Raw genomic sequence first — 16,028 nt, forward strand, 5'->3', positions numbered from 1 at the left:
TTTTTGCTGATCAACCTTTTACTAAACATTATCCATTAACCATTTCGCTGCATCCAGTAAGTTTTCCGCAATATAATCCGGCACCACGTTTGACCATGTATGCCGGTGATGATGAAGGGAACCATTTCCCCATCCAGTTAATACTAAAACTTTGATTGCCCCAACAGAATGAGCGGCTAACATATCAGTTGAACCAACATCCCCGATAAACGCAGTCTTCATTAAGTCCAAATTGTATTTTTTTGATGCTTCTAAAAGCAATCCCGGGTTAGGTTTATGGCAATCACATCCCTCGCTAGGGTTATGGGGACAAATAAATGCATCATCAAATCCTAATAACTTAAACTCATTGTAAAATTCACTGATTGTAGCTTCCCCTTTACTTATTCGGTGTTGATTTGTACATGCAAATATTTTAATATTATTATCTTTCAATAGCTTTAAAGCAGTTTTACTAAAAGGATAAGGTGTAAAATCTTTTGGGTGAATAAAATGCCCAGTACCACCAATCGTCCCATCACGATCAATAAACACTGCTTCTATCTTTTTTGAATTCAAATATATATTTCTCCTTTCAAATTCTCTTATTCTAGTAACCTACCTCTTAAACAAGAAACCTATAGAAATTCTTCAAAAGGAAAATTATGCATTAAGCATTTTTTTTAATAGCTTTATTTTTTCAAAGTGCATCCCTTCATGATAAAGGCAAAAACTGAGGAATTCTTCCACACTTGACAGAGGCAATCCTTTAGATGTTGTATATCCTCCTATGGGGGAAATTTCTTTAAGGCGGTGTTTAAAGTTTTTTTCTATCCGCTCCACTTGCTTACTAAGCATTTCTTTAATGTCCATAATTGATGGTACATTCGAGTTGCCTTCTTCCGGTTTTGAGCCTGAACAAAACAACTTTGAAAATTCTTCCGTAATACTCATTTCCTCTCCGGCAAAATGAAAAGAAAACTTCTCTTGAATAAAGAAAATATGGCCTGCGTTCCACTTGATATTGTTATTAAAACCTGCCGGGATAATATCAGATAAACTATCGGTAACATCCGCCAATTCATTCAAGGTATTGTTCCGAACAAAATATAATTGATCAAATAAATAATGTTTCATTTCCTATTCTCCTTTTCATGTGGTTCTCTCATATTGCATTACTACTTTTTAACCTTCATCGATTATTTTGACACATCCACATCGATATTTAGTTAAATTAGGCACTGAAATAATGCCATTTTTACTGTATTTTTCAAATATGTTGCTTAAGGCTTCGACGAGATTTGGATAATATTTGTCGTCCTTCGTTAAGGAAAAGGAAGAGGATAAATGACGGCCAATAAAACCCTCTTTATTATATGACAGTGGGTTTTCGTAAATTTTCACTGAATAATTTTCTTTAAAGAATCTATCGTAAATTTCTTCGGAATTATTTAATCCATTAGAAAAACCATTGAAATCTGGACAGAATCGTTTATAGGCGGTTTCAATTTCTTGATTAATAGAAGTTTCTGTCATTCGTTCATTGGATATAATTGCAACTTTTCCATATACTTTTAATATTCTTTGACACTCTTTTTGAAACCTTTTTAAATCAAACCAATGAAATGCTTGAGCAACCGTTATGAAATCAACACTTCTTTTTAACAATGTGGTATTTTCTGCAGAACCCTCAACAGAAATGAAAAGTTTATATTTTTTCAGTTTCTCTTCTGCTACCTTACGCATTTCAGTATTTGGCTCCACTGCAAATACTTTGAAGCCATGATCTAATAATTTCTTTGTCATAATACCAGTACCAGAACCAATGTCCGCGACGATTGAATCTTCTTTTAGCTTATTTTCAAAAATCATATCCATTACTAATTCGTTCGGATAATCTGGACGGAATTTCGAATAAACGATTGATTTTCCATTAAACTTAGTTATATTTGTCATCTTCACATCGCCAATATTTTTTTAAGAACACTTTCCTTATTATGTGGCGGAAATTTTGAAGGCATGTAAAAGACAGTTTATATACTTCTAACCGCTTTTGAAATAGGGGTTTCTCCTGATACAATATCAAATGATTTATGAAAAGTATTCGCTTCGTTCATAACTGCGAAGATTGTTTTTGCCACATCCTCCCTTGGAATAAATCCTCTTTCAAGGTTCTCTGCAACTCTCACCTTACCTGTACCAGGCTCATTAACGAGACCTCCTGGCCGTATAATGGTATATATTAATTCACTTTGTGTAAGAATTCTATCTGCATAATGTTTTGCCACATAATATGGCTTGATCTGATCATTCCAATTATTACGGTTATGAGCTTGAATAGCACTGACCATGATAAATCTTTTTACCCCTGCTTTTTCAGCCGCTTCTATCATTTTTACTGCTCCATCCAGATCAATCAGCAGTGTTTTATCATAGCCCGTTTGTCCGCCGGATCCAGCTGTAAAGACCACTGCGTCACAGCCTTTAGCTGCTTCTTCAAGTTCACCCACTTTTCCTTCGAGATTCCCTAGTATCGCCTCTACCCCTAAGTGTTCGAACTCCTCTATTTGCTTGTCTGTTCTCACGAATGCACGAACACTGTATTCGGAGCTTTCTTTTAAAAGCCTCACCAGCTGTTTTCCAATTTGACCGTTTGCTCCAACTACTAATACCTTCAAAGCAAACACTCCTTTCTACAATTAATTCATGAGAAATTTTCAACAGAGATTTCACCATCTACCTATTATTGTCTTCGATGTAAATGGAATATTCTTTGACTTCTTTAGCCCTTATACACCATTTTCCCCATTCCGAAAGCAAAAAATAATTTAAGAAAAAAGCATACCAACATCAAGTTCATGGTATGCTAATTCTTTTTGAGGAGCTATTATTTTATCGGTATCTTTGCAAACTCTTCCACTAACTCGCTAAATTGCTTTAAGGCTTTTTCCACCGGTTCTGGAGAGGTTAAATCCACACCAGTCTTTTTCAAAAGATCTAGCGGATATTCCGCACTTCCGCTCTTCAAAAATTCCAAATATGCAGCTTGGGTTTTGGAATCGCCGTCTAGAATACGGTTTGCAATATGGACGGCGGAAGCAAATCCTGTCGCATATTTGTATACATAAAATGGACGGTAAAAATGCGGAATTCGTGACCATCCATATTTTACTTCCTCATCAAATACGATTTGATCCCCGTTGTATTCTCTAAATAGATTTTCGTATACTTCGCTAAATACCTTAGCATTTAACGGTTCACCTTTTTCAGCCAGCTCATGGGTAATTTTTTCAAACTCCCCAAACATGACTTGGGTAAATAATGTCCCTTTAAATTTATCGATAAAATGATTAAGCAAATACTGACGGAGTTTTTCATCCGTTTCTTTATTGAGCAAATAGTTAATCAATAGTACCTCATTGACAGTAGAGGCTACCTCCGCTACAAAAATACTGTATTTAGCCGTATTCTGCGGCTGTGTTTTATGAGAATAATGACTGTGCATAGCATGACCCATCTCATGTGCCAATGTAAACAATCCATCGATGTTATCGCGATGGTTTAACAGCACATATGGATGAACTCCATATACGCCCAAGTTATATGCACCAGAACGTTTTCCCGGTGTTTCGCGAACATCAATGTAACGAGCTTCCTTGAAGGATGCAAGTGTGTTGATATAATCATCGCCGAGCGGACGTAACGCATCTAGCATTGTTTTATAAGCTTCATCAAAGGAAATTTCCTTTTCCACGCCTTCCACAAGCGGAACATTTAAATCATATTGATGCAGCTCATCCAGTCCTAGCTTTTCTTTACGGATTTCCGCATACCGGTGAAGCGGTTCAATATTTTGTTTTGTAGCTGAAATTAAATTATCATACACTTCTTTCGGGACATTATCTGCAAACAATGCTTTTTCCAAAGCAGAAGGATAGTGACGTAAACGCGAAACCGTCACATTGTTTTTAATGGCTGCACCGAGTGTGGATGCAATAGAATTTTTCAAGTGAACATATGGTTGATAATAAGCTTTATAGGCTTCTTTTCGTTTATTTCGGTCTTGATCTTCAATCAGCTTCGCATACATACCGCGTGTAAGCTCCACTTTTTCTCCATCTGCCTTCGTCACTTTACCAAATTTAATATCTGCATTATTCATCATACCGTATGTATGGCTAGGTGCCGAAAGAGCTTCACCCAGCTGGGACAATACCTCTTCCTTTTCTTTCGATAAAACATGTGCTTTATAACGATAGGCATCATGTAAATCCTTTTCAAAATACTGAAGCCCTTTTTCTTCCTCCATATAGGCTTTCAAAGTTGTTTCCTCTAGCCCAAGTAAGAAAGGCATGAAAAAGGATGTAGCTGAACTCACCTTCACCCCAACCTGTTTCGCTTTATCCTGGAGAGACTGAGAAGCGGTATCTCTTGTGTCAAGATCAACAGACAGCATGCTATATGCATACACTTTACCAAATTTAAACGATACTTTTTCGTTTTCTGTTAAATAAGAAAGCAACGCTTTGCCATCATGAATATTCCCATCAAATTTCTTCAATTCTTCCGCTGCCTGTTCAATATACTGAACATCCTTATTCCAATCCTCGACTGTTGGATAAATGTCTGTTAAATTCCACTTTTCCTTTTCTGGTATCTCTTGCCTTGATGCATATATAGTCATTATTCATTACCCCTTTTTTATATGATAAATAGTTGGACTCCGCTTTTCGGTACCCCCAAATTATGAAGCATCACTTGTTTTCATTTTTTTAGAAACTAATGATGAACGATAGTAGCTAGGAGCAATCTCGCCAGCTCTGATATTCGTTTTTTGAAAAATCGTATCCAGATCATATATTCCAAATTCATTGGAAAGGTTGATCATAATTTCCGCACAAGCCTTCGCATCGTCCAGTGCATTATGGTGATGGAGAAGGTCAATTTCATAATGGTCACACAAGGATTTTAAAGTATAACTTGATCGTCCCTTTAAAAGTTTTTTAGATAGTTGATAGCTGCAAAGTAGTTGGGTGGATACTGGAGTTACATTGTATCGATTTAAATTATCTCTAAGAGCGTAGCCGTCAAAAGGGAGGAAATGCGCGACCATGACCTGATTTTCTATTCTGCCTTTAATAGACTCGTAAAAGGCGTCAAAAGTTGGCGCCCCTTCAACATCGTAGGCCTGAATCCCATGGACTTGAATATTCCCATAATCGAACGATTCTTCCGGATCCACTAATGAATATACAGAATCCACGATTTTGCCATCCTCCACGAATACCATCCCTACAGAACAAATGCTATGGCGATTGCGATTTGCCGTTTCAAAATCAAATGCAATGAAATTTTTCATTATTACTCCTTTCCAATTTCACTATATAATATGTTTGAATAGTCTTAACATTTCGTTCACAAAAATATCTCTTCAATTATATTCTTATTATAACCTTTATTGTCCAGCAATTTTTATCTTTTTGCTCACAGCATCATTAAAAAATGCCTTTTTATGAAGCAGGTCAGTTGGACCGATATTGTGGAATAAAAATCATAGGAGGACACCAGATCCGCTATTTTGATTAAATGGCCTCCATTTCAGGGTTATGAGGACACTGAATCCGTTATTTACGAAAAAGTGCAAGAAAATCACTGCTTTTTTGCTAGATAACGGAACTGATGTCCGCATACATGTGAAATGAACCCGTTTTGTCACAGATAACGGAACCATTGTCCGCCAAAACCATTACATTGTTTTTATAAAAAAGACCAAATCATTATGAGATTTGGTCCTCCGATTAGTTTCATTTTTCATTTTTCCCAGCAAATGCTCTTATTCTACGCTTTTCCAAATCAAAGATCCGTTCTGTCCACCGAAGCCAAATGAATTGGATAAAACATGCTTCACATGATGCTGCTGTGTTTTTAAAACAAGATTACTTGGTGCATCTGGATCAGGGTCTGTACAATGAAGCGTAGGCGGCAGCATTCCGGTTTCGATGGATTTAATACATGCAATACTTTCAATAGCACCGGCACTTCCAATTAAGTGGCCAATCGCTCCTTTAATAGAATTCACCGGAATGTCGGCAAGCTGTTCCCCAAATACCCGCTTAAGAGCAATAGATTCCGCCTTGTCTCCAGCTGGCGTCGCTGTAGCATGAGCATTGATATAATCGATTTTATTAGCATCAATTCCCGCATCTTCAAGCGCTTGTACAATAGCAAGCGCTGCACCAGCTCCTTCTGGATGCGGTGCTGTTTCATGGTAGGCATCATTGGAAGCCCCGTAGCCGGCAAGTTCTGCATAGATTTTCGCACCGCGTTTCACTGCACGATCATAAGGTTCCAACACCATGAAAGCTGCTCCTTCTCCGGCAACCATTCCCTTGCGATTCGCATCAAACGGTCTGCTCCAAGCACTAAAGTCCTCTGGTCCTTCGGTTGCAATCGCTCCTGCAGAACGAAGACTTGATAAAACAACCGGTGAGAACAAAGATTCTGAACCGCCGGCAATGACGAGATCTACTTTCCCAGTCTGCAGCCAGGCCACCCCTTCCCCAATCGAATTGGCGGAAGAGGCACAGGCCGTTGTATATGTCATCACTGGTCCGCGAACTGCGTAATTCAAGGCAAGCGCAGCCGCAGCTGCATTAGGCAATGACTTGGATAGTAAGCGAGGACTCATTCTTTTATCTGGATTCATCGTCAAAGTCTCGGCGCCTTCCGCCAATGTGCCAACACCGCCATATGCAGTACCAACCGAAATACCAATTCGATGAGCAGAAGTATCAGGCTTCCATGCCACATCCGGGTCATCCGATGACAAGCCCGCATCCTTGATTGCTTCCGCCGCCGCAATAAGCGTGATTTGGGTAAAACGGTCTGTATTTCTTACTTGCTTTTTCGTAAGATACTCTAAAGGATCAAATTCAGGGATTTCCGCTAGCACTGGAATCCACTTCTTCCATAGCTCATTTTCCGTTTCCTTTACAGCAGACTTACCTGCAAGCAAAGCGTCCCAAAATGGATTTACCCCAATCCCAAAAGGAGTGACAGCACCCATACCTGTCACAACAATTCGTGTAGACTTTAATGTCATACTATTCACTTCCTACTATTCCTAATTAAAAATCTATTCATTATGCATAGTTATAGAAAATTTATGATGTCATAATTAAATATAACTCTTTTTTTGGGATTCATACAATATGACGCTTTTTTGCTATATTCAGTATTTTTCTATTTAAAAAAAGTACCTTTACCTATGGCAAAAGTACTTTTCCTCATTGATTACTTTTTAGTTATCTCCATCAAAATATCATTTCCGCCGTTAACCATATTACTAAGAGACTGTTGATTTATTTCATAAGTGTCCCCATTTAATAATATAATCGGGGTAATGACTTCATAGCCTGCTTCTTTTACTTTAGTTAGATCAAAATTTGCCAATAAACTTCCTTTTGTTATTTTTTCTCCATCTGATACTTTTATGTCGAACCCATCTCCTTTAAGGTTAACAGTATCTAATCCCATATGAATTAAAATCTCTACGCCTTCGTTTGAACGTAACGTAATGGCATGCTTTGTTTGAAAAACATTTACAATCTCTCCGTCAAACGGGGAGTATACTGTGCTATTTGATGGAATAATAGCTACTCCATCCCCCATCATTTTTTGTGAAAAGACCTGATCAGGAACCTCTTCTAATGGAACAACCTTACCCGTTAAGGGTGCCAATAGTGTAATAGATTTATCACTTTTTTTAAATAATGATTTAAACATGTAAATTCCTCCAGTCATTTGGCCTAAATAAAGTGGAACTTATATCAGTCGAGGGTTTCCAACTGATATGGCTAAACACGCAACAGCCTGTTGCAACGTCTTGGTGACCTGCTCCTGCATGCCCGAACCAATCGAGCTTTTCGTGCAGTCACTCTCCACTACTTAGTTTCCTTCAATTTTTAAGGCGGGTATTACCTTCCCGTTAATCTGCAATAAAAAACGATTACTATTCTAACGCAAGATTACGATTTTGAAAAATCATATACATTAAAATTTTTCAAAGGTCCAGAAAATGATATGGATAAACCCTTGCTGCAAACCATTTTTTCGCATGTATATATTCTTTTTCAAATCATGAATTTTTGAATATCAATTGAAAACGCTTTTAAATTTTTCTTGAATTATATTTTAGTAATGTTATATACTTTGTGTGTAAATAATTTTCATGTTAGGAGGTACTTTGATGAATAGTTTCTTCGAGAAAGCTCAGCAGTTCGGTAAGTCCTTTATGTTACCAATTGCTGTATTGCCGGCTGCCGGTCTTTTATTGGGAATTGGTGGAGCATTATCGAACCCAAATACCGTAAAAGCCTATTCATTTTTAGATGTATCTTGGCTTCAATCCATCTTTACAATTATGTCAAGTGCAGGAAATATAGTTTTCGCTAACTTAGCTTTACTTTTTGCAGTTGGTATTGCAGTTGGTTTAGCAAAATCAGATAAAGGTACAGCTGGTCTTGCCGGTGTTCTTGCCTTTTTGGTAATGAATGCGACGATGTCAGCAATGCTTACTATCACTCATAAGATGAATACAGAAAACCCTGCTGCTGCAGGACAAGGGATGGTTCTTGGTATTCAAACCCTAGAAACAGGTGTATTCGGAGGGGTAGTGGTCGGAATTTTAGCAGCATGGTTACACAATCGATATAACAAGACTCAGCTGCCGCCATTCTTAGGATTCTTTAGTGGCTCTCGTTTTGTTCCAATTATCGCTTCATTTGCAGCTATTATTTTAGGCGTTGTAATGTTTATTATTTGGCCATTTATTCAAAGCGGAATCTTTAAGCTTGGTGGAATTGTTCAAGCAACAGGGTATATCGGAACATTCTTCTATGGATTTATTCTCAGATTACTTGGACCTTTTGGACTTCATCATATTTTTTACATGCCATTTTGGACAACAAGTCTAGGAGGTACTGCTGTTGTTGGCGGCCATTTAGTGGAAGGAACTCAACGAATTTTCTTTGCTCAATTAGCTGATCCAAATACAAAGCACTTCTTTATAGGAACTTCTAGATTTATGTCTGGCCGTTTTATTACGATGATGTTCGGATTGATTGGTGCTGCTTTTGCCATCTATCGGACTGCAAAACCTGAAAACAAAAAGAAAATTGCTGGTTTAATGGGATCTGCTGCATTAACTTCTTTCTTAACAGGGATTACAGAACCACTTGAATTTTCATTCTTATTTATTGCACCAGGGCTTTATGTTCTACATGCATTTTTCGATGGTTTAGCGTTTATGATGGCCCACATCCTTCATATTACGATTGGGCAAACATTCTCTGGCGGATTTATTGACTTTATTTTATTTGGAATCTTACAAGGTAATGCAAAAACAAACTGGGTGCTTGTTCCAGTTGTTGGAGTTGTATGGTTCTTCCTATACTACTTCTCCTTCACCTTCTTCATTAAAAAGTTTAATCTTAAAACACCAGGACGTGAGGATGCAGGTGAAACAACTGCTACCTTTACTAATAAAAGTGAACGTGCCCAAGTCATTATTGGCGCATTAGGTGGCGCTGAAAACCTTGAAAATGTGGACTGCTGTGCTACTCGCTTGCGTGTAACGGTAAAAGACGAAACTTCTATTAATGAAGATATTTTGAAGCAAACCGGTGCAAAAGGTGTCGTTTCGAAAGGAAAAGGCATTCAAGTTATTTATGGACCGGATGTAACAATTATCAAAAACGAAATCGAAGAAATTGTAGGTGGATAAAATGTTAGAGACCATAAAAAAAGGGCTAGTCGCCTCTTGCCAGGCACTTCCAGATGAACCGCTTCACAGCTCATTTATTATGGCAAAAATGGCTCTTGCTGCTAAAATGGGCGGAGCAGTTGGAATACGTGCTAATTCTAAAGGGGATATTATCGCTATTAAACAGGAAATTGATTTACCAGTGATAGGTATCCTCAAGAGAGATTATCCGGATAGTGAGGTATTTATCACCGCAACAAAAAAAGAATTGGCTGAGTTGCTTGAAAGCGGCTGTGAAATGATTGCACTAGATGCTACGTTAAGAACGAGACCGAATGGAGAAACACTTGAAGAGCTTGTATCCTATATCAGAACCAATGGGCCGGAAGTACAGTTAATGGCTGACATCTCTTCTGTGGAGGATGCAAAAAATGCGGAACAATTAGGTTTCGATTGTGTTTCTACTACCCTATTCGGATACACAAATGAAACAAAAGGATGTAAACTATATGATAGTGATTTTAAATTTTTAAAAGACATCCTTCAAACCGTGTCCATTCCTGTTATAGCAGAGGGAAATATTATTACGCCGGAAATGGCTAAACAGGTGTTGGATCTTGGGGCACATTCCGTTGTGGTTGGCGGTGCCATTTCCAGACCACAGCAAATTACAGCACGTTTTACTGATATGATTCGCAAGTAGTTAACCACTGTTTCGAAGGAGAAAGGAGTTATAAGTGGCATCACTTTTAAAGGATATTCAGGAAAGATATTCTTCTTTTTCAGATAAAGAACGGCAAATAGCGGATTATTTACTCTCTTCTCCAGAGGAAGCTTCCCAAAGTCATATTAAAGAGATTGCGGCAAAAACAGGAGTCTCTGTTGCTTCTATTACTAGATTTTCCAAAAAAGTCTCCTGCCGAAATTTTGTGGAGCTAAAATTAAAGCTGGCTCGGGAAAATCATACGGAGGAGAGCACGGATATCGATGATGCATTACATCATCAATACATCGAAATATTCCATGATATCCAATCGTTATCTGGAAAGGAATCCTTTTCTCGTGTTTTATCATTAATAAAAGAAGCAAATCGAATTTTTATATATGGTTTAGGCAGTTCAGGACTTGCCGCACAGGAACTTAACTACCGTTTAAGCAGGATGGGGTTTATTGCCGAAGCAGTAACAGATCCGCACTTAATGGTCATAAGGAGTGCATTGCTGAAGGAAGGCGATCTTCTACTCGCATTTTCCCGTTCCGGACAAACAAGGGATCTACTTATTCCAATAGAAAGAGCAAAGAAAAATGGTGCAAAAATCGTTTCCTTCACGGCTTACGGTGATACTCCGTTAACCAAATTATCACACGAGGTACTGTGGACAGTTCACCCTATTCGAAATGGCTATTTCTCTACGGGGCTTGATTTAAGTGCATTATTTTTAATCGACCGAATTACCGTGCATTTTTTACAAGATCCTTATAGAAATAAAATATATACTGAAACAGTATCAGTAATCTCTTCTTTATCGCATATAGATAGAACTTAACAAACATCGACTCCTCTTCTGTAGAGGAGTTTTTCTTTTCATGTTTTTACTCAACAGATTTTTAAGAGAATACCGTTCTTAGAATAGGTGATATAATAAGCACTATATAATAGAAGGAAAGGAGCCGAACACATGATCAATGTCCTATTCGTTTGTCTCGGGAATATTTGTCGCTCCCCTATGGCAGAGGCCCTTTTTCGTGACATGCTTGTAAAAGAAAATTTGACCAATCAAATAACAGTAGATTCTGCAGCTACTAGTTCATGGCATATTGGGGATCCGCCGCATAAGGGCACTCTTACTATCTTGAAGAAATACAGCGTTTCCACTGAGGGTCTTGTGGGACGCCAAATGAAACAGGATGACTTCGAGAATTTCGATTACATAGTTGGCATGGATACGAGCAATGTAAAAAACATCTATCAATTAACTGGGAAAACAAATCATCCGAAGATCCTTCGCCTGCTGGATTTAACCGAACATAAAAAAGATGTTCCAGATCCATATTATACGGGTGATTTTCAGGAAACGTATGATTTAGTTTCACAAGGGTGCAGGGCGTTGCTTGAGAAAATTCGTGAGGAACATCATTTACAGAAGTAATAAAATTATCTCGTCTTTCGGCGGGATTTTTTTAATTTCTGGAATTAAAAGTTTGGCAATGGTATCCTAAATAAAACGAATAATCAAACACTTTGTGAAAAGGGGAAAGTTAGCATTATGACAGAAATTGAACTCATCGCGAGGCTCGTGATAGCCGGGATTCTTGGGGCACTCGTTGGTTTTGAACGGGAGAAGCGTTTCAAAGAAGCAGGATTGCGCACTCATTTTCTAGTGGCAGTTGGTAGCGCCCTTGCAATGATCGTTTCTAAGTACGCTTTTTTCGACGTTGTACATAATGGTACGATTGAGCTTGATCCGAGCCGTATTGCAGCCGGGGTAGTTAGCGGAGTCGGCTTTTTAGGAGCTGGAACCATCCTTGTTCAGCGCCAATCTGTTCGCGGCCTTACGACAGCAGCAGGACTTTGGGCAACTTCGGGAATCGGGCTTGCTATCGGATCGGGTATGTACATTGTAAGTATTTGCGGAACTGTGCTTGTTTTAGTAGGTCTAGAAGTATTAAAAAGATTATTTCAACCTATTATATCGAAGTCACATAAAATGAATATCCACGTTTCTTCCAACGAAGTCATACCTAGTATTCTGGATACCTTGACATCACAAAACCTTGAAGTAGTAACGTATCAAGTAAAAGTTAAATTAACCGATACGCAACCCCACTATATTATCGACTTTCAGCTAAAATCAAATAAGGGAATAAAAGATAATGATATTATAAAAGCGCTTCAGCAACTGCCTGAAATTGAAAGGATTAAATTTGATTAGATTGTCATTTTGTCAGAATCCAAGTTCAATGATGCCAGTTTCTTTGGTTAGGCTTCATATTCGGGCATTTGCTCCCCACTCGTTACTGTTTTCCTTTTCACGGGAACAATCTGCCTCGTATTGTTCCCGTTTTTTTATTCCGACCGCATTCTCAGGCATTATTCTCTTTGTATTGTTACCGTTCTTCTTCTCCTGCCTTATTTGCGGGCACGATTCTACTCGTATTGTTACCGTTTTTCCTCTCCTGCCTTATTTACGGGCACGATTCTCTTCGTATTGTTACCGTTTTTCTTCTCCAGTCCCATTTGCGGGAAAGATTCTCCTCGTATTGTTACCGTCTTCTTCTCCAGCCCCATTTGCGGGAAAGATTCTCCTCGTATTGTTACCGTTCTTCTTCTCCTGCCTTATTTGCGGGCACGATTCTCTTTGTATTGTTACCGTTTTTCTTCTCCAGCCCCATTTGCGGGAAAGATTCTCCTCGTATTGTTACCGTTCTTCTTCTTCTGCCTTATTTGCGGGAACGATTCTCTTTGTATTGTTACCGTTTTTCTTCTCCAGCCCCATTTGCGGGAAAGATTCTCCTCGTATTGTTACCGTCTTCTTCCAGGCACATTCTTTTTCTGAATATTACCGTTGTTTTCAATTTATTCAGCGTTCGGGCACATTCACCCTCCCAATATTACTGTTGCTCTCAATTTGTACAGCGTTCGGGCACATTCCCACCTCTTTCATAGACTAATTCCCGGTCCGATCTTATTCTCGAGCACAAATCCTCCTCTTTGCTGAACGTATTATCATTCCAATCACGTTTTCAGGCATCACCCTACCTGCTATAACCATAAACCGTATAGAATGTATTATTTTCCACAAACTAGATAAAATGTAACCGGAAAAGATTCGTTTCAGCGACATGAATCAATACAAGGAGGAAATATGTTTTCTTTGCGTGGAGATGCACATAAGGTTTATTTGCAATTAAAGCAAAGCGGAGTGAAACAGGTCAAATTTTTAACCGAAATCAAGGAAATAAAGGATTTTTATGAATCTATTGATAGCAATACTTTAACACTTATTTATTATCGCATGATAAAAGAGAGAAATGCGTCCGGTATCATTCCTCTCTTTGTGTCCTCCATTCCGTGGCTATTATTCCTTTTTGCCACACAATTAGAGAAGTTTCTCTTTCAAGATGGCAGTAAACTTTGGGCTATTTTTGGAATTATATACCTGCTTATTCTAATTGTTAGTGTATTGCTCCATTTTCGTGAAAAAGCTTGGGCAGCTTTTCATTTGGCGATTATCGAGGATATTTTGAAGGTAAGGGAAAAATCCCCACATTGAAATCAGCTAATATGGATATCTATTCCATATTGACTTAATTGCAGCTTTTTCGCCACTGATTGAGAGGAGAAATTATCCCAAGACGTTCTGTACAAGGCTAATTTCCCTTGATTCTGCACATCCGATGCCCATGCATTCGCAACCTCCATCCCGTATCCCATTCCACGATATTCTTCCAATGTAAATAAGCTTGCCTCGGCAGCGGCATCCGTTTGTCTGGCACTGCAGCATAAAGAAACAGCAATTCCATTTTGGATGATGGCGTAACATGGCTGCTTCAATTCAAATTCCTCATATGTATAGGGGAAATTCGGCAATAAAATCTCTTGATTGGAGGAAGTGACCTTCACTGCTCTGTTTGCACTACTTTTCACACCCGAAAAAAAATATGCAGGTCCAACCTCAATACTGTTTATCTCCCGATCTTTGTTTAGAATACAAATAATTTCAGCTAAGGGAGGATTATTATCCGAACTAATAGTTTGCTCCAATTCATTGACCACTTCTTCACTAAGAGATCGATGATACCTGACTACATAACCATCTTTAGTTCCACCGATAAAAACCCGGGGCGCTTCATCATACGGAGGTTCGTTCACATACGTAATTCTATTTTCCTCATCATGTCGAAACAAAACGTTTACATGAATTCTCATTAGTTCAAAATCAGACAACAATAAAATTCCTCCTATAATACACATTCACTTCCTATAGTTTCGATTCAGACCCGAATAACTCCTCTAAAATAGAAGAAGTGGAAAAGGGTTTAATATGGAATGAAGTTTATCTAATATTCTTGCAAAAAGGATTGCTTTAATGCTTTAAAACTGTAATAATAGTATTTAAAATTATTAAACTCCATAAGAAAAGAAGGATTGAAATGGAAGATCAAACAATTCAAATTACCCAAAGCCATTCTAAAAAGCAGAAACCGAATTCGGAACAGCTTGAATTTGGAAGAATTTTCACAGACCATATGTTCATTATGGATTATACGGTAGAGAAGGGATGGTATGATCCTCGAATTGTGCCCTACCAGCCCATCACATTAGATCCTGCCGCCATGATCTTTCATTATGGACAAACCGTTTTCGAAGGATTAAAGGCTTATAAAACAAAGGAAAACAAAGTACTTCTATTTAGGCCTGAAATGAATATGGCAAGATTAAATTTGTCTAATGAGCGCTTATGTATTCCCCGGATTGATGAAGATTTTGTTTTGAAGGCTTTAATAAAATTGATAGAGATGGAAAAGGATTGGATTCCAACTGCTGAGGGGACATCCCTTTATATTCGTCCTTTTATCATATCAACGGAACCCTATCTAGGTGTAGCAGCATCTACATCCTACAAACTAATGATTATTTTATCTCCGGTTGGTTCTTACTATAAAGAAGGAATTCATCCTGTTAAAATTTTTGTAGAACGGGAGTATGTCCGTGCAGTAGCCGGTGGAACAGGAAAAGCAAAAACTGCAGGAAATTATGCATCTAGTTTAAAGGCACAGGAAGTATCGGAAAAACAAGGTTATTCTCAAGTCTTATGGTTAGATGGAATCGAAAAAAGATACATTGAAGAAGTAGGAAGTATGAATATCTTCTTTAAAATCAATGGGGAAGTAGTAACTCCTGAACTTAATGGCAGTATTTTAGCAGGGGTCACACGTGATTCTGTCATCAGTCTATTAAAATACTGGGGTATTCCTGTAAGCGAGCGAAAAATTTCAATCGATGAAATTTATGACAGTTACAAAAATGGTTCCCTTGAGGAAATATTCGGAACAGGGACAGCAGCTGTCATCTCTCCAGTCGGTGAATTAAATTGGGAAGGCGAAAAGATGGATATTAATAATGGAGAAACCGGACCGTTATCCCAAAAGCTATATAATACACTAACAAATTTACAAAATGGAACGGAACCCGATCCATTTGATTGGACTCTTGAAGTAAAATAATTTAGAAAAGCGCAGGCGCCTTGCTCATCGGAGTACGGATTTCCTAGTCTTCGACTGA

General features: G+C 38.2%; 17 protein-coding genes. 7 read left to right on the plus strand and 10 right to left on the minus strand.

What is annotated here, in order from left to right; all coding sequences use genetic code 11:
* Positions 1 to 21: 21 nt before the first annotated feature.
* From AN964_RS24625 to AN964_RS24660, 8 genes are all read right to left on the minus strand, one after another.
* Positions 22 to 558 carry an HAD-IIIA family hydrolase gene (locus AN964_RS24625; RefSeq protein WP_055742415.1) on the minus strand — a complete coding sequence of 179 codons (537 nt, stop codon included), beginning with the start codon at positions 556 to 558 and terminating at the stop codon, positions 22 to 24.
* Positions 559 to 642: 84 nt separating this feature from the next.
* Positions 643 to 1,116 (minus strand): DinB family protein, encoded by a 474-nt coding sequence (locus AN964_RS24630; protein WP_055742416.1) that lies wholly within the window; start codon positions 1,114 to 1,116, stop codon positions 643 to 645.
* Between the two features lie 48 nt (positions 1,117 to 1,164).
* Entirely contained in the window at positions 1,165 to 1,935 is a 771-nt protein-coding gene (locus AN964_RS24635; RefSeq protein WP_055742417.1) for a class I SAM-dependent methyltransferase, read from the minus strand.
* A 77-nt stretch (positions 1,936 to 2,012) separates the two neighbouring features.
* Positions 2,013 to 2,657, minus strand: coding sequence for an SDR family oxidoreductase (locus AN964_RS24640; RefSeq protein WP_055742418.1), 645 nt, complete (start codon positions 2,655 to 2,657; stop codon positions 2,013 to 2,015).
* A gap of 209 nt (positions 2,658 to 2,866) precedes the next feature.
* Positions 2,867 to 4,663, minus strand: a complete 1,797-nt coding sequence (gene pepF / locus AN964_RS24645) for an oligoendopeptidase F (protein WP_055742419.1) — start codon at positions 4,661 to 4,663, stop codon at positions 2,867 to 2,869.
* Positions 4,664 to 4,723: 60 nt separating this feature from the next.
* A complete protein-coding gene (locus tag AN964_RS24650; protein WP_055742420.1) occupies positions 4,724 to 5,338 on the minus strand; it encodes a 3'-5' exonuclease in 615 nt (204 codons plus the stop codon).
* A 474-nt stretch (positions 5,339 to 5,812) separates the two neighbouring features.
* Positions 5,813 to 7,081 carry a beta-ketoacyl-[acyl-carrier-protein] synthase family protein gene (locus AN964_RS24655; protein ID WP_055742421.1) on the minus strand — a complete coding sequence of 423 codons (1,269 nt, stop codon included), beginning with the start codon at positions 7,079 to 7,081 and terminating at the stop codon, positions 5,813 to 5,815.
* Between the two features lie 191 nt (positions 7,082 to 7,272).
* Positions 7,273 to 7,764: a PTS sugar transporter subunit IIA gene (locus AN964_RS24660; protein WP_055742422.1), complete on the minus strand. Its 492-nt coding sequence runs from the start codon at positions 7,762 to 7,764 to the stop codon at positions 7,273 to 7,275.
* 463 nt (positions 7,765 to 8,227) lie between these two features.
* Between AN964_RS24660 and AN964_RS24665 the strand changes: the two genes are divergently transcribed.
* From AN964_RS24665 to AN964_RS24685, 5 genes are all read left to right on the plus strand, one after another.
* Complete coding sequence (locus tag AN964_RS24665) at positions 8,228 to 9,763, plus strand: PTS transporter subunit EIIC (RefSeq protein ID WP_055742423.1); 1,536 nt, start codon at positions 8,228 to 8,230, stop codon at positions 9,761 to 9,763.
* Between the two features lies 1 nt (position 9,764).
* Entirely contained in the window at positions 9,765 to 10,445 is a 681-nt protein-coding gene (locus AN964_RS24670; RefSeq protein ID WP_055742424.1) for an N-acetylmannosamine-6-phosphate 2-epimerase, read from the plus strand.
* 34 nt (positions 10,446 to 10,479) lie between these two features.
* On the plus strand, positions 10,480 to 11,289 hold the full coding sequence (locus AN964_RS24675; protein WP_055742425.1) for a MurR/RpiR family transcriptional regulator: 810 nt from the start codon (positions 10,480 to 10,482) through the stop codon (positions 11,287 to 11,289).
* Positions 11,290 to 11,421: 132 nt separating this feature from the next.
* On the plus strand, positions 11,422 to 11,892 hold the full coding sequence (locus AN964_RS24680; RefSeq protein WP_055742426.1) for a low molecular weight protein-tyrosine-phosphatase: 471 nt from the start codon (positions 11,422 to 11,424) through the stop codon (positions 11,890 to 11,892).
* A 114-nt stretch (positions 11,893 to 12,006) separates the two neighbouring features.
* On the plus strand, positions 12,007 to 12,675 hold the full coding sequence (locus tag AN964_RS24685) for an MgtC/SapB family protein (protein ID WP_163258595.1): 669 nt from the start codon (positions 12,007 to 12,009) through the stop codon (positions 12,673 to 12,675).
* Between the two features lie 227 nt (positions 12,676 to 12,902).
* Here AN964_RS24685 and AN964_RS27405 read toward each other — a convergent pair whose 3' ends face one another.
* Positions 12,903 to 13,031, minus strand: coding sequence for a hypothetical protein (locus tag AN964_RS27405; protein ID WP_268888360.1), 129 nt, complete (start codon positions 13,029 to 13,031; stop codon positions 12,903 to 12,905).
* A 577-nt stretch (positions 13,032 to 13,608) separates the two neighbouring features.
* Here AN964_RS27405 and AN964_RS24690 point away from each other — a divergent pair.
* Positions 13,609 to 14,016 (plus strand): hypothetical protein, encoded by a 408-nt coding sequence (locus AN964_RS24690; protein ID WP_055742428.1) that lies wholly within the window; start codon positions 13,609 to 13,611, stop codon positions 14,014 to 14,016.
* 2 nt (positions 14,017 to 14,018) lie between these two features.
* On the opposite strand, the gene AN964_RS24695 is transcribed toward AN964_RS24690, so the two are convergent.
* Complete coding sequence (locus tag AN964_RS24695) at positions 14,019 to 14,693, minus strand: GNAT family N-acetyltransferase (RefSeq protein ID WP_055742429.1); 675 nt, start codon at positions 14,691 to 14,693, stop codon at positions 14,019 to 14,021.
* A gap of 203 nt (positions 14,694 to 14,896) precedes the next feature.
* Here AN964_RS24695 and AN964_RS24700 point away from each other — a divergent pair, with 203 nt between their 5' ends.
* Positions 14,897 to 15,970 (plus strand): branched-chain amino acid aminotransferase, encoded by a 1,074-nt coding sequence (locus tag AN964_RS24700; protein WP_055742430.1) that lies wholly within the window; start codon positions 14,897 to 14,899, stop codon positions 15,968 to 15,970.
* Positions 15,971 to 16,028: the final 58 nt, after the last annotated feature.

The sequence above is a fragment of the Heyndrickxia shackletonii genome (assembly GCF_001420715.1).
Taxonomy (GTDB): Bacteria; Bacillota; Bacilli; order Bacillales; family Bacillaceae_C; genus Margalitia; species Margalitia shackletonii.

Excerpts from the sequence above, each read along its gene's own strand:
- AN964_RS24630 (WP_055742416.1), bottom strand. The coding sequence starts at position 1,116 with ATGAAACATTATTTATTTGATCAATTATATTTTGTTCGGAACAATACC.
- AN964_RS24635 (WP_055742417.1), bottom strand. The coding sequence starts at position 1,935 with ATGACAAATATAACTAAGTTTAATGGAAAATCAATCGTTTATTCGAAA.
- pepF (WP_055742419.1), bottom strand. The coding sequence starts at position 4,663 with ATGACTATATATGCATCAAGGCAAGAGATACCAGAAAAGGAAAAGTGG.
- AN964_RS24650 (WP_055742420.1), bottom strand. The coding sequence starts at position 5,338 with ATGAAAAATTTCATTGCATTTGATTTTGAAACGGCAAATCGCAATCGC.
- AN964_RS24655 (WP_055742421.1), bottom strand. The coding sequence starts at position 7,081 with ATGACATTAAAGTCTACACGAATTGTTGTGACAGGTATGGGTGCTGTC.
- AN964_RS24660 (WP_055742422.1), bottom strand. The coding sequence starts at position 7,764 with ATGTTTAAATCATTATTTAAAAAAAGTGATAAATCTATTACACTATTG.
- AN964_RS24665 (WP_055742423.1), top strand. The coding sequence starts at position 8,228 with ATGAATAGTTTCTTCGAGAAAGCTCAGCAGTTCGGTAAGTCCTTTATG.
- AN964_RS24670 (WP_055742424.1), top strand. The coding sequence starts at position 9,765 with ATGTTAGAGACCATAAAAAAAGGGCTAGTCGCCTCTTGCCAGGCACTT.
- AN964_RS24680 (WP_055742426.1), top strand. The coding sequence starts at position 11,422 with ATGATCAATGTCCTATTCGTTTGTCTCGGGAATATTTGTCGCTCCCCT.
- AN964_RS27405 (WP_268888360.1), bottom strand. The coding sequence starts at position 13,031 with ATGGGGCTGGAGAAGAAGACGGTAACAATACGAGGAGAATCTTTCCCG.
- AN964_RS24690 (WP_055742428.1), top strand. The coding sequence starts at position 13,609 with ATGTTTTCTTTGCGTGGAGATGCACATAAGGTTTATTTGCAATTAAAG.
- AN964_RS24700 (WP_055742430.1), top strand. The coding sequence starts at position 14,897 with ATGGAAGATCAAACAATTCAAATTACCCAAAGCCATTCTAAAAAGCAG.